The following is a 13,401-nucleotide window of genomic DNA, read 5'->3' as shown; positions in this document are numbered from 1 at the left end:
TATGACTACATAAGAAGCAGGTGCATAACAGAATGGAAGTCGATTACGAGAAGTTCGCAGCTCTCATCGAACGTCTAGAAAAGTCCGCGAAGCGCTCTCCGCAAGGATACAAGCTGCGCGTACTTGGATTAACAGTGCTTGGATTCAGCTATATTTATCTCATTTTAGCAATTCTGCTTGGTTTAGTAGGCGGTCTCATCTGGTATTCCATCTCCACTGGACGAGTCAATGCGGGTGAAGTGAAGCTATTCATTATTCTTATTCCGCTTGCGCTTATTATTCTACGTTCATTATGGGTTCGCTTCGAGCAGCCGGAAGGGCGCGTATTGTTGCGTTCGGAAGTGCCGGAACTGTATGCAGAGGTTGATCGAATGGCGCGTGAATTAAAGGCCCCTCGCGTGGACAGCATCATCGTAGATGAACAATTCAATGCTGCGATGCTGCAGCATCCTCGCTTAGGTATGTTTGGTTGGCACAAAAATATATTGATTGTTGGATTGCCTTACATGATGGCCTCTACGCCAGAAGAGTTCCGTTCGACAATCGCGCATGAGCTTGGGCATTTGTCTGGCGGTGACAGCCGGTTCTCAGGCTGGGTATACCGGGTCGTGAAGACATGGGGAACGATTGTAGGGAAGCTGGAGGAGAAAAATCAGTTCGGTACAGGGTTGTTCAAGAAATTCTTTAACAAGTTCTATCCTTACTACTCCGCATATACATTCGTACTGCGGCGGGCGAACGAATATAGTGCAGACCGCGCCTCAGTGCAGCTGGCTGGCGCAGAAGTAACAGCCTCCTCCCTGTATAAGATCCATGTGTTAGGCGCTTATTTGTCGGAAGTATTTTGGCCGAAGCAGTATCGGGCTGCACAGCGCGTATCGGAACCTCCTCGTATTTACGTTTCGTTGGAACGTTTCTTGAAAGAGGGCCTTCCAGAACGTACGGTGCGGCAATGGGGGCAGGCGGCACTAGCTGAACGAACGGGACTGACGGACACGCATCCGTCCTTGTCGGATCGGCTGCAGGCAATTCAGCAGTCTCCTGATGCACCTCATGTTCCTTCATGGGAATCGTTAAGCGGCTCTACGGCGGCAGAATATTTTCTAGGCAGCTTGTACAAGGTGCTGCTGGAAGAAGTGGACAACCGCTGGATTGCACAAATTGCAACAAGCTGGCAAGAGCGACACCACGAATATGCGCCGGTACGGGCGGAGCATGAAGAGCTGAAGCAAGAGCTTCAGCAGCAAGGCAAGCTGAGCTTCGAGCAGGGGTGCCGCTATGCGCATACAACGGAATTGCTGTATGGCGGCGAAGAGGCTCTTCCTCTTCTAAAACGTATTAATGAGGAGTATGTGGATCAGATTGAGCCGCTGCAAGAAGAAGGACGCATCCGCTTGCAGTATTTAGATGAAGGCGGAATTCATCTGCTTGAACGAGTGATGAAGCTGGATATGTTCCGGACGAATCAGATGTGCCGGTGGATCTACAATTATCTGGTTCACATGGGGCGATATGAGGAAGCTGATCCTTATGCGGAACGCGCGATGGATTGGATGGAAGAGAACAAGGATGCGATTGAGGAACGTACGCATCTAACCTTTCAGGACAACACCTATATCCATCATGGGCTGAGTGAGCAAGAGCTGAAGGATGCCAGAGAGAAGCTTGCTTCTATCCCTATCATCCAAGAAGCGTATCTGGTTCAGAAGAAATTGGAGCATTTCCCTGATCAATATGGAGTGTACCTGTATGGTGTAGTTGTTGACGTACCGCAGGAGGCTGCTGGCCAAGAGGCAGAGTGGCTCTCCGAATTTACGGACAAATGTGCGGAAGAACTGGATTTACCAGGGGCCTATGTGTACATGATCGATTACGCTACCTATCATGGTGTGATCGAACAGATGAAATCAATTCCTGGGTCGTATATTTATCATGTAAGTCATATAGGCGAGCAAGAAGTCGGTTGATGCTGTTTATATCCCTTATATCCTAACAAAGAAAGCAGCTTGCTGAGCAGTAACTCGGCAGGCTGCTTTCCATTATGGCGACTAGGATACTCGCGAGGCGTATCTCTTACACTGGGTTAGCTTCTGCGCTCCCCGCTTGTTGCAAAAATTGCTTGCCATATTCACCATGATCATGCATGGCAGGATGCTCAATTTGAATCGTGGTGTGCTCAATGCCGTACTTCGCCTTAAGCATATGATTGATAGCCAGAATGACGCAAAAGGGCTGAATATCCTCACGGATGAAGACATGCGCTGTCAATGAATAGTGATCGGTGGATACCGCCCACAGATGAAGCTCATGGACATCTTCTACTCCTTCCACCTGGTTCATTTCCGCACGTATTTCCTCCAGATCGTATTTGTCAGGGACAGCCTCCATTAATATGAGGATGGATTCGCGAATGATTTTCGCGCCGCCAATGCAAATGATGGCCCCAATCACCATACTAATCAATGGATCCAACACGTACAGTCCTGTGAAATAGATGAGAATGGCCGATATAATAACACCTACAGAGCTGAGTAAGTCACCGATAAAGTGCCACAAGGCACTCTTTACATTCAGGTTGTCCTCTTCCTTCGTGCTATGACTCAATACGAGCGTCAGGACAATGTTTACGATCAAGCCGATCGTAGCGATAATCAGCATCAGCCGCAGATCAACATCTTGCGGATGAACCATCCGCTTAACACCTTCGACAACGATTCCAATTGCAATCACAATCAGAGCCAGTCCATTTAGGAAGGATGCAATAATTTCGAATCGGAGATAGCCAAACGTATATCGCTGGTTGGGTTCCCGAGTTGCCATGTAAATGGCGGTCATACTGAGACCTAACGCGATAACATCCGATATCATATGAGCAGAGTCGGATAAGAGAGCAAGTGAGTTGGACAGAAGCCCGCCCACAATTTCAACAATGGTGAAGAATAGGGTCAAGGCTAATGTAATCCACAATGTACGCTTCGAAGTGACTTGTTCCTTCACATGGTTGAGATGGTGGTAGTCGTGGTGAGTCATAAGGAACCATCCTTTTTATTAAAGTAAAATTCTCATACAGGAATGAGTATGATGTATTGTATCCATACCTCGCTTTTTTCTCAAATGAACGTTTTATGGATAATACAATTGATTTTCATTCTTATAAATTGTGCTTGTTCGCATACTACGTATCGGGCATGTTGGTGCGATTAAGGAGACAGGCTGCTCCTTGTCCTAGTCGTTTATTTCCGGCTATTGCAAATCCAGCATTGTTCACGAGAAGAAGAACGCTCCTATTCGTGTCAAGGATATATTGTGCAGTGGCGGCAATGCTATTCGAATCAGTTGCATCGAGCGCTTGAATGTTGATCCGCTGCTTATACGCCCTGTTCTTCTGCCTCCATTAGGCGGGAGGAGTGATGGGGATTGCGCATGGTGGCTACTCTATATGTATAAGTGAATTGCTTGATAGCGTCGTTCCCTTGTCTGTTTGAAAAAGAGGTGAAGCGTGGAGTGTGTACGGTAGTGATATCCATGGTTGGATATGCATGAAGTGCAAGGAGGCATATAGTAAGCTGAATATGCAAGAAATCATAAAGTTAGGGGAAAGATCCTGCCTGAGTCTGTACGGCACTTCTTTCCCCCTTCGCTGGCTGCTATGAATTTGCAGGTGAGAAGCCTTCCTCTTGCAAGTACTCCTCTGCTTCCTCACGCGTCTCGAATGTCATTTCCAGGCTCTCGTCCGCATAGATGTTCCACAACTCAAAGTCATACTCGAGCCATAGTGTCTCGTTGTTGTCATTGATATAGCGCTCTCTGCTGCTCTCTTCAGCAGTGTCTCCCATCTCGACGTCAGCCTCCTGTGAAGCAGGCGACATGGAATCAATGGAGGCGCGAATGAGCTTGCGAAGCTCCTCTTCCGAGTATTCACGGATGTTAACCATGCCTTTGGCATCTGTATCATAACCCGATACATAGCCGGCATAGACGAATCCGTTGCCGTTCGGATGCAGGTGATAGACGACAGTCTTCTTCTCCACAATGCTGTCTTCATAGTGGAAGTTCACTCGTCCCAGTGATACATTATTACGCTCAAGCTCTGGGAACGATTCGATAACCGCTAGTTTCTGTTCAAACGTCAGCATGTTACCTCCTGAATTTATACGATAGAATCGATATTGATGGTCCATTATACCATAGGGACGTTTCCGTGTATAATATGTGGATACCGATGTCGATCATATGCATGGAAATATCGGCGAAGTCGGTTCAACTGCAAGTTTGCAGTGAAGGATAGAATGAGCAAGGAGCAGTGTCTTCATGGAACAGAATGGACAGCAGCGAAAGCATATATTTGCTGGTCTTGAGGTGGATATTGTGCTGAAGCAGGATCAGCGTACGGGCAAGACGACAAGAGGTATCGTGAAGGATATTCTGACGAATTCTCCATCTCATCCGCACGGCATCAAGGTACGCCTGCAGGATGGACAAGTAGGCAGAGTGAAGTCGATTTTCCATACATCATCACAAGATAGGGACTAGATTGAATTATACAGAAATGGGGTGGCCTGTCTGACGGGCTTAAATCAACGAGGATTCGCACAATTGGGAGTAACGGAGCAATTGGTGCACACATTGAATCAACATGGAATTGCGGTGCCAACACCGGTTCAGGCTGAGACGATTCCGGTCGTACTGTCGGGAGAAGATGTTGTATCCCAGGCACAGACGGGGACAGGCAAGACGCTGGCCTTCCTGCTGCCAATTATTCAACGCATTGATGCAAGTTCAACACATGTTCAGGCATTGATTGTTGCACCTACACGAGAGCTGGCTCTGCAAATTACGGCAGAAGCGAAGAAGCTTATCGAGGCTTATGAAGGCGTGAACGTGCTTGCTGTATACGGTGGACAAGATGTAGAACGTCAAATGCGCAAGCTCCAGGGCGGTCGTCAGCTTGTCATCGGAACGCCAGGTCGATTGCTTGATCATCTGAGACGCGGGACAATCTCGCTGTCGAAAGTGAAGACATTGGTATTGGATGAGGCGGATCAAATGCTTCATATGGGCTTCCTTGGGGAAGTGGAGGAAATTATTCGCCAGATTCCAACGAATCGCCAGACGCTGCTGTTCTCTGCTACTATGCCAGTGAATGTAAGACGCTTGGCGGAGCGATTTATGCGCAGTCCGATTGATATCCATGTGCAGAGCGAGCGTATTACCGTGAAGAACGTGAAGCAGATTGTCGTGCAAACGACAGATCGTGCCAAGCAGGCGACTCTGTGCAAGCTTATTGATGAGCATCGCCCTTATCAAGCCATTATTTTCTGCCGGACGAAGCGCAGAGCAAGCAAGCTGAATGAAGAATTGCTTGAAATGGGCTATGATTCGGACGAACTGCATGGCGACTTGTCGCAGTCGAAGCGGGAGCAGGTTATGGAACGCTTCCGCAAGGTGAAGATGCAACTGCTTGTCGCGACGGATGTTGCGGCACGAGGGCTGGATGTAGAGGGTATTACACATGTGTTCAACTATGATGTCCCTCAGGATGCAGAGAGCTATATCCACCGCATTGGCCGTACAGGCCGCGCAGGTGCGCAAGGGATCGCGATCACATTCGCTTCTCCTAGAGATCGTATGGCTGTGGAGCTGATCGAGCGCGGCATCGGACAGAAGCTGGAGCGTCGTAATCAAGATGGGGAGCATACTGAGGTTGCTGGCGATGTTCGGACTGGTCGTGGCAAGAAGTCAGATAATGAACGCAGTTCCGGACGTGGCGGACGCGGCAATAGTCGTGGAACACGAAGCGACGCGAAGGATGCACGCGGTCAAGGTGCAGGTCGAGGTGGACGCGGTGCTGCTCGCGGCAAGCAAGGCATTGATGCGGGTGGCCGTGGCGGACGGCGTGAAGCAAGAAATGAAGGCCATGGCGGACGCAGCAGTGCGCGCGACGGACGAGGCCAGGGCCGTAGTTCTCGTTCGCAGTCAAGCCAAGGCGCTGGTCGCCAAGAGAGCCGCGGCAAGTCTGGTGGCCAATCCAGCGGCCGTTCGAGCCAAGGTGGAGGTCGTTCATCCGGTCGTGGCGGCGGACGTCGTTCTCGATAGAGCATGTTACATTTAAATACAATAATCGTGTAAGGCGGTTATAATAGGAGGGCTGTCTCGAATTGGGCAGCCCTTTTGCCCATGGTGATACAGTTGCTTTTGTTTCAATAGCAGGCTGATTTCGTTATATAGTAAAAAGGACACAAATGTGGCAGTTACTTGGGGCTAAGGTATCTTCATGTCTTGTAATTGTTAGTATTTGAGCCTGTCTTCCTGTAGATATATGATACTATGTTACTAATCACAACATGATTCGGATTGAAACAAGTGATAGGCGGAAAGGTTGAGAGCATCAATGCATCGCATACGAGATCCACTGACAAGCTTATTTAGTATACCGACTGTGCCTAAACAGAAAAGGATAGCCTTGGTTATCGGCTTCGTCGCGCTGGTTAGCACTCTTGTGGTCATACCGTATGCTTCAACGCCGCTATGGGGGGTAACTCCCTTTTTCCCGATCTTTATTGCATGGAACATGTTTGGTGATTTCATGACTTCGCACTTGCTTTATATCCAATATCGTGCAACTGGTTATAAGCCAATTTTGATTTTATCGGGGACGTTTTTTTTTACGGGGCTAATTATGATTCCACATCTTCTGACTTTCCCAGGCATATTCAGTGATAAGGGGGTTCTGTACGCAGGGACTCGGGCTTCGGTATGGTTCTGGGGATGTTGGCATGCGGGATTTCCAGCAGGGATATTGCTGTATACGTTCAGTATCCAGAAGCAGTCCTATTCGCGATCAGAGCACAAGAATAAGACGGCTGCTTCAACTGTGATGTTTATTGTTGTAGTGCTGGTTGTCGGGATGATTACGTATATATTGGCAGGTCAGCATGAATGGCTGCCTACGCTTATTTCGGATAGCAGCCATGGTCTTCTCCTTTCAACAGGTATAGGCCCTATTGTATGGGTAATTAGTCTTGTGGCTTGTGTGTATTTGTATGTGGTAACTCGTGGAAAGAGCCTGCTGCACTTATGGCTTCTTTTGTCTGTTTTCACATTCTTTTTGGATGTGTCGATCACTTTGCTGGCCAACGATAGATACACGCTTGGCTGGTACGCGGCATGCGTTTACTCATTGCTGTCGGCAACAGTTGTACTATTTGTCTTCTTTTATCAGATGAATCAGCTCAATGTGAAGCTCCATCATTCTCAAAGGGCGCTCCACAATTCACAGGAACAAATTGCAATTATTCTTGATAGCATTACCGATGCCTTTCTTGCAGTAGACAAGCAGTGGTGCTATACGTATATGAATAAGGAAGCGGAGAAGTATTTGGGGTTCTCCTTCGAAGTTGTAAAAGGGCGATCCATTTGGGATATTAATCCCCATTTGAAGCAGACCAAGCTGTACGAGGTGTGCCACCAAGTCATGGAGCGGGGAGAACCGGCGGAGATTACGGAGTTTGATCAGCTGCATGGCAGATGGCTGGAGAATCGCGTATTTCCGTCTCGCAACGGGGTGTCGGTGTACTTCCATGATGTAACTGAACGGATTGTAGCGGAAGAGCAGATGAAGGAAGCAAATAAGAAGCTGCAAATGGCGAATCGGCTCCTAACTGATTTCTCCTATACCGACGGGTTGACCGGGGTTTACAACCGCAGATACTTCGATCAGATGATGAATCAGGAGTGGGAGCGGGTTAAGCTGCAGAAGAGTCCACTATCACTAATTATGCTTGATGTCGATTATTTCAAAAAATATAACGATACGTATGGTCATCTAGCTGGGGATGAATGCTTGCGACGAGTAGCGCAGGCAGTTCAGAATACGGTTACACCGCCGCTTGCCGTTGTTGCCAGATACGGTGGGGAAGAGTTCGGCGTGATCTTGCCAATGACGGATCTTCGTCAGGCTGAGGCCATCGGTGAGCAAATTCGTCTTCATGTAGAGTCGCTTAAAGTACCGCACGCTGGCTCAGAGGTGAGTCTAGTTGTGACCTGCTCGCTTGGTGTTGCATCCTGCAGCATTGAGGATATTCAGGACTCAGAACCGAATACGCTGGTTGCCATGGCGGATCAGAAGCTGTACCGGGCGAAGCAGTCTGGCCGCAATCGATTAGTAGCAGTGGATTAATGAAGGATAGGGGATTCAGAAGCAGTTGAATCCCTCTATCCTAATTTTTTTATGCATTTACAATGCTGCATAAGCTGGGACGTGATTGCTTATCAGCGTACCTAGCTGCAAGCTTCTTAATGATGAAGTTTAGGAGCTTGATAACTATTTATTTCTCCAAATATGTTGGAGGTGTGACATCGTTGATGAACAAGATGCCATCATATTGCTCGCTCGGAATGCTGCTTATTGGCGAGATTCCTGTTACGTATGACGTCATTGGCTGTGACATCCATGTTGTGCCTGGAACGGCAGGCGCGTTACTCATATCAATGAATGAGAAGGGCTTGCCGATGCTTGTCATAAGCTCTTCTATAGAATGCGGCATAGGCGGAAGTACGTCATAGATTTCGCGTGTGACATGCGCGTTCTGTCCTTTGCCTAGGAATAAGCCCATCACGTATCCTTGGTCTTTGTACTTGGTTGTTTGCATAATCTCGCCCATATTGCGAAGCGGCAATGCTATGCCGAATTCTTTGGAATGTGCCTTGCTAATATGTCCGTTGTGTGCCCATACGATGATTTTCTCGTTTTTATAGACGTTGTCAGCGAGCCATACCAAGTTATCTGCCATCATTTGGTCGCGATACTCCCACGATTGGATCATGGACATATAATCGAGGTTTTTGCCCTCCATATATAGAGTAGACTTAATTGTCAGTTCCATGTATTCACGAACAATTTGAATTCGGTTGTCGATTGCGCGTTGTACAAGCTGTACGATATGCGGGTTGTCCGGGAACTGCTTGCGCAGCGCCTGTTCACGCTTTGGAATGGTCGCTTTTATTTGTTCATACAGCTTCAAGTAGCCTGGTTTTACCTTCTGATACCCCTCCAGATCCGAGCTCATTTCCCATTCGTCCAGTGCTAGTTCAATCTCCTGAAACTGCTTGGCAAGCTTTGCATCGCCCATCCAATCAGCAGCGAACATGACGCCCTGCGGCTGCATATCGTATCCGGCCAGCGTGAGCGGCTTATCGGTACGCTTCGTATCTTGAATGTATTGATACAGTGGCACGGTCTCTTGTGCTTGCCAGATGCGGAATATGGAATCTTTCATTGTCGCAATCGGCTTTTGCGAGCTTACATTGCCATAAGCGCCAGCTGCATTGCCTAAGTTCGTCTCGAAGGCGATGACATTGAACCCAAGCTCCTGATGTAAATATTGAATGAGACGTGTTTTGGCGGAGTTGTATTGAGCTGCCCCATGTGAACTCTCGCCCAAATAGACGATTCGCTTGTCTTGCAGTAATGGCTTTAAGGCCTCTAAATCGGCAAATTTCTCGGGTGCGATTCGTGCGTCTGATCCAGTCTGTTCAGGATTGATCGAATTCAGCGAGACTGCGTTGTCGCTCAGCCAGTTCTTCCAATCTTCACGTGTTTGTGAGCTGGTACGTGCTTGCTCCAGCTGATCTCCCTGCTTATCAGATGAAGCCTGAGCATGTATAGGGGCTCCGAAGGAAAGCATCGAGCCAAGTGCGATAACGGAAGCGAGAGCTAGAGATAGGCTTTGACGTTTCCATGTGCCTTTTATTGATTTCATCGGATTGTCCTCCAAGTGTTAGGTATCGCAGCTGCGATTCATTGTGTTGCATTGTTCGCTTACCGGCTGCGGTTTCATTCAATCGTTCGAAGCATCTATCGGTGCAAGCAGTTGTTACTTAATCGGTGTTGGCGGCTGTACCTTGTCGATGTAGAGAATCCCGTCGTATTGCTCGCGAGGTACGAATACCTCTGGCAGCACTCCGAAGTACAGTGCGGTACGCGGCTCGTCCATCCATGATGTACCAGAGCCTTTCATTGCATAGCGCATATCGACGAAGGAATACGGCTGATTAGCTGCCTTCATAATGGATTCGATGGAGCTAGGCGGGAGCGGTTGAACCTCTAACGGCTCGCCTAAATTGTCATGGGTAGTTCCGCTTCCTGCATAGAGACCAATCGTGTAGCTATAAGGACCAAACATCGATTCCTGCATAAGTTCACCCATGAATCGCCCTGCGACAGGCATGAAGGACTGCTCCATTTTTGATTCGGCCTTGCTGATATGGGCATTGTGTCCCCAGACGATAATCTTTTCCATTGGATAGATTTCAGTTGCCAGCCAGAGCAGATTGTCGGCCATCGCCTTATCCCGCCATTCCATCATCTTCGTCGCTACTGCATAGTCGCCAGTCTGCGCAGCAATATTCGACTTGATCGACAGCTCGATGTATTCATCTACGACGCGAAGGCGGTCATCCAGCGTTCGGTTCACCATGGCAACGATATGCGGATTGTCCGGGTACAGGGCCTTCAACTGAGCTTCGTTGGCTGCAACCTTTGTCTTCACGTCTTTGTACAGCTTTTGCAATTCCGGCTTCACTGCGGAGTAAGCAGCAAGGTCTTCGGAATTGGTCCAGCGGAACAGCTTCTTCTCGGTTTCAGCAAATTGCGTTGCTAGCTTTTCATCCTTCAGGATCTCTCCGTTGAGAAATGGTCCCAAGGATTGCATGTCAAATCCGGCAAGCTTAATCGGCGTTTCCGTTGACTGTGAATCTTGGATGTATTGGAACAATGGAGTCGTTTCTTTAGCCCACCATTGTGGAAATACGGATTTCTTCATCAATTGCTCCGCCTCGCTTGTCTTTACATTGCCGAACGCGGTTGCTGCATTACCGAGCGGTGATTCGAAGGCGACGACATTGAACCCAAGCTCCTGATGGAGAAATTGAATTAATCGTGTCTTGGCGGAATTGAATTCGCCTACACCATGAGAGCTTTCGCCCAAGTATACGATGCGTTTATCCGACAAAAGCGGTTTCAGCATGTCCAAGTCTTTGAAACGCTCGCCTGTGACGGCCCCGTCTTTCGTGCTCTCTGGGGTAATGGTATCTAATGTATAAGCATTATTTTTAATCCATTTGTGCCAATCCTCTGTAAATTTTGTTGAAGATGTTCCGGCAATTGTTGTGCTTTGCATGCTAGTTGCTGCTGTTGCGGCTTGACCATGTACAGTTGACTGCCAACTAAGCATTGAGCCTAACGCAATGACGGATGCAAACAATACAGGAATGCTTTTTCGTTTCCAAGTCGTCGAAAATGATTTCATAAAATGATGTCTCCTTACGATTTATAGTGATGAGTATGTAAACTGATATTATTTTCCGGGAAATACCGGTGAATATGATTGTAGCAGGAATAGATTGGTTTAAGCCATATGTTTGATGACGTATACGACAAGTATTGATACTCCGCAAGCAAGCAAGAATTGCAGACCCATCTTCGTTGTAGTCTTGTTCATAAACTCCCGGGCTCCTCTCGTGTCGTTGGTGATCCAAGCATATCCTAAATGGAAGGCAATTGCCGTATATTCTGCTTGAATAGAGCAGCTTCTGGGGTGAATGGTGCAGTTTGGGGGATGAATAGAAATGATGATTCTATGTGGACATTGTCGGAATGCCCCGGAAAAACGGTGTTTGAAGAATGTGAGGACTCCAATTGTAGACATACTATCCATAAGGGGAGCAGGTAAGCATTGAAGAATCTCTCTCGCAAGGAAGGGAACACTTATATAGATCGTTGTTTCATTTAGTCACAATTGGTAAAGATGGGCTTACTCGGCTTGTGATGAAATTGGTTGATAAGCATAATGTTCGTATTTAGCTGGGTTATCTGGCTAATTTTCTGTGTTATATTGGAATATATGTGACCTAAAAACGAATAAATGTACAAATTTATTGACAAAGAATCGCCTTTCTAATAAGATGCCTAAGTGTTAGTTTTGTTGCTTATGAAAGGAGCAGCTTGATCCAATGGAAAAATGGTTTAAATTGAAAGAAAACGGAACGAACGCGCGCACAGAAGTGACGGCGGGCATTACAACGTTCTTAACGATGGTATATATCGTTGTCGTGAATCCAGCGATATTGTCGAGTGCTGGAGTTCCATTCCAGCAAGTGTTTACCGCAACGGTAATATCGGCAATTATCGGTACGTTATATATGGCTTTGTTCGCGAATCACCCAATTGCTGTAGCACCAGGAATGGGGATGAATGCATACTTTGCTTCTGTAGTAGCTTCACAGGGTGTGAGCTATCAGGCTGTATTTGGAGCAGTGTTCCTGGCAGGTATTATCTTCTTGTTGCTGACGTTTACGAAGCTGCGTGAAACGCTTATTGAGTCAATTCCCAGTTCGTTGAAGTTTGGGATTACGGCAGGCATTGGCCTCTTTATCGCTTTTATCGGCTTGAAATCCTCCGGTATTGTCGTGCCGAATGAGGCAACCATGATTGCTTTCGGGGATTTGCATAAACCGGTAACGGTGCTAACCTTGGCGGGATTGTTCATCACGCTTATCCTGATGGCCCGTAAGATACAGGGTGCCCTGTTCATCGGTATGGCAGCTACGGCGCTTATCGGTTACTTCATGGGCTTGATGAAGTTTGACGGCTTTATTGCGCTTCCAACAGCACCAGTGCTGTTCGATGTGGATATAGCGGGTGTATTCTCTCATGGCCTATACACAGTTGTATTTGCCTTCTTGCTCGTTACGATCTTCGATACAACGGGTACGATGATTGGGGTAGCGGAGCAGGCAGGTCTAATGAAGAACAATCAATTTCCGCGTGCGAAACAGGCATTGATGGCGGATGCGCTTGCGACAACAGCAGGTTCTTTGATGGGGACGACACCATCCAGTGCGTACATTGAATCTTCGGCAGGTGTTGCTGCTGGTGGACGTACAGGATTGACCTCCGTTGTTGTAGCGGGGTTGTTCTTCCTGTCCCTATTCTTCTCGCCGGTTCTCGCAGGGATTTCATCCTTGCCAGCGATTACAGCTCCAGTGCTTATTATTGTTGGCTGCTTCATGATGGACGGGCTTGCACGTATTAAATGGAAAGAGTTCGACGAAGCTTTCCCGGCATTTGCGATTCTGATCAGTATGCCGCTTACATCCAGCATTGCTACAGGTATTGCGATTGGCTTCATTACGTATCCGCTTATGAAGCTATTCAGCGGCAAAGGGAAAGAAGTCCATCCGATTCTATATGTATTTGGCGTAATTTTCGCTATTCAAATGGCTTTCTTCCCAGCCCACTAAGGTTGTTGGCAGGAATCCAATATCGTAAGGAAAAGCCTCGGAACTCAGCTCCGGGGCTTTTTTATATTTTTGAATTCGGATCAAACCCTTATTTGTTGT

The 13,401-nt window shown here is 47.6% G+C and carries 9 protein-coding genes; 5 read left to right on the top strand and 4 right to left on the bottom strand.

Annotated elements, in window-relative coordinates; all coding sequences use genetic code 11:
* The first annotated feature begins 32 nt into the window (after positions 1–32).
* A complete protein-coding gene (locus PBN151_RS12265) occupies positions 33–1,967 on the top strand; it encodes a M48 family metallopeptidase (RefSeq protein ID WP_072729147.1) in 1,935 nt (644 codons plus the stop codon).
* A 106-nt stretch (positions 1,968–2,073) separates the two neighbouring features.
* Here PBN151_RS12265 and PBN151_RS12260 read toward each other — a convergent pair whose 3' ends face one another.
* Both PBN151_RS12260 and PBN151_RS12255 read right to left on the bottom strand, forming a co-directional pair.
* Complete coding sequence (locus tag PBN151_RS12260) at positions 2,074–3,030, bottom strand: cation diffusion facilitator family transporter (RefSeq protein ID WP_072729146.1); 957 nt, start codon at positions 3,028–3,030, stop codon at positions 2,074–2,076.
* A gap of 617 nt (positions 3,031–3,647) precedes the next feature.
* The gene (locus tag PBN151_RS12255) at positions 3,648–4,136 is read right to left on the bottom strand and encodes a hypothetical protein (protein WP_072729145.1); all 489 of its coding nucleotides are present in this window, start codon (positions 4,134–4,136) and stop codon (positions 3,648–3,650) included.
* A 175-nt stretch (positions 4,137–4,311) separates the two neighbouring features.
* Between PBN151_RS12255 and PBN151_RS12250 the strand changes: the two genes are divergently transcribed.
* The 3 genes from PBN151_RS12250 to PBN151_RS12240 all read left to right on the top strand — a co-directional run bounded on the left by PBN151_RS12250 (position 4,312) and on the right by PBN151_RS12240 (position 8,179).
* Positions 4,312–4,533, top strand: coding sequence for a YwbE family protein (locus tag PBN151_RS12250; RefSeq protein WP_021257296.1), 222 nt, complete (start codon positions 4,312–4,314; stop codon positions 4,531–4,533).
* Between the two features lie 21 nt (positions 4,534–4,554).
* Positions 4,555–6,096, top strand: coding sequence for a DEAD/DEAH box helicase (locus tag PBN151_RS12245; RefSeq protein WP_072729144.1), 1,542 nt, complete (start codon positions 4,555–4,557; stop codon positions 6,094–6,096).
* 295 nt (positions 6,097–6,391) lie between these two features.
* Entirely contained in the window at positions 6,392–8,179 is a 1,788-nt protein-coding gene (locus tag PBN151_RS12240) for a diguanylate cyclase (protein WP_072729143.1), read from the top strand.
* Positions 8,180–8,327: 148 nt separating this feature from the next.
* On the opposite strand, the gene PBN151_RS12235 is transcribed toward PBN151_RS12240, so the two are convergent.
* Both PBN151_RS12235 and PBN151_RS12230 read right to left on the bottom strand, forming a co-directional pair.
* Positions 8,328–9,761, bottom strand: coding sequence for an erythromycin esterase family protein (locus tag PBN151_RS12235; RefSeq protein WP_072729142.1), 1,434 nt, complete (start codon positions 9,759–9,761; stop codon positions 8,328–8,330).
* A 114-nt stretch (positions 9,762–9,875) separates the two neighbouring features.
* Positions 9,876–11,309, bottom strand: a complete 1,434-nt coding sequence (locus PBN151_RS12230) for an erythromycin esterase family protein (RefSeq protein ID WP_083545114.1) — start codon at positions 11,307–11,309, stop codon at positions 9,876–9,878.
* Positions 11,310–12,012: 703 nt separating this feature from the next.
* Between PBN151_RS12230 and PBN151_RS12225 the strand changes: the two genes are divergently transcribed.
* Positions 12,013–13,302, top strand: coding sequence for an NCS2 family permease (locus tag PBN151_RS12225; RefSeq protein ID WP_072729141.1), 1,290 nt, complete (start codon positions 12,013–12,015; stop codon positions 13,300–13,302).
* The last annotated feature ends 99 nt before the right edge of the window (positions 13,303–13,401 follow it).

This window comes from Paenibacillus sp. NAIST15-1, from assembly GCF_001894745.1.
GTDB lineage: Bacteria > Bacillota > Bacilli > Paenibacillales > Paenibacillaceae > Paenibacillus_B > Paenibacillus_B suaedae.
Note: the sequence above shows the minus strand (reverse complement) of the source record. Positions and strands in the feature narration are given on the sequence as shown.

Excerpts from the sequence above, each read along its gene's own strand:
- PBN151_RS12265 (WP_072729147.1), top strand. The coding sequence starts at position 33 with ATGGAAGTCGATTACGAGAAGTTCGCAGCTCTCATCGAACGTCTAGAA.
- PBN151_RS12260 (WP_072729146.1), bottom strand. The coding sequence starts at position 3,030 with ATGACTCACCACGACTACCACCATCTCAACCATGTGAAGGAACAAGTC.
- PBN151_RS12255 (WP_072729145.1), bottom strand. The coding sequence starts at position 4,136 with ATGCTGACGTTTGAACAGAAACTAGCGGTTATCGAATCGTTCCCAGAG.
- PBN151_RS12250 (WP_021257296.1), top strand. The coding sequence starts at position 4,312 with ATGGAACAGAATGGACAGCAGCGAAAGCATATATTTGCTGGTCTTGAG.
- PBN151_RS12240 (WP_072729143.1), top strand. The coding sequence starts at position 6,392 with ATGCATCGCATACGAGATCCACTGACAAGCTTATTTAGTATACCGACT.
- PBN151_RS12235 (WP_072729142.1), bottom strand. The coding sequence starts at position 9,761 with ATGAAATCAATAAAAGGCACATGGAAACGTCAAAGCCTATCTCTAGCT.
- PBN151_RS12230 (WP_083545114.1), bottom strand. The coding sequence starts at position 11,309 with ATGAAATCATTTTCGACGACTTGGAAACGAAAAAGCATTCCTGTATTG.
- PBN151_RS12225 (WP_072729141.1), top strand. The coding sequence starts at position 12,013 with ATGGAAAAATGGTTTAAATTGAAAGAAAACGGAACGAACGCGCGCACA.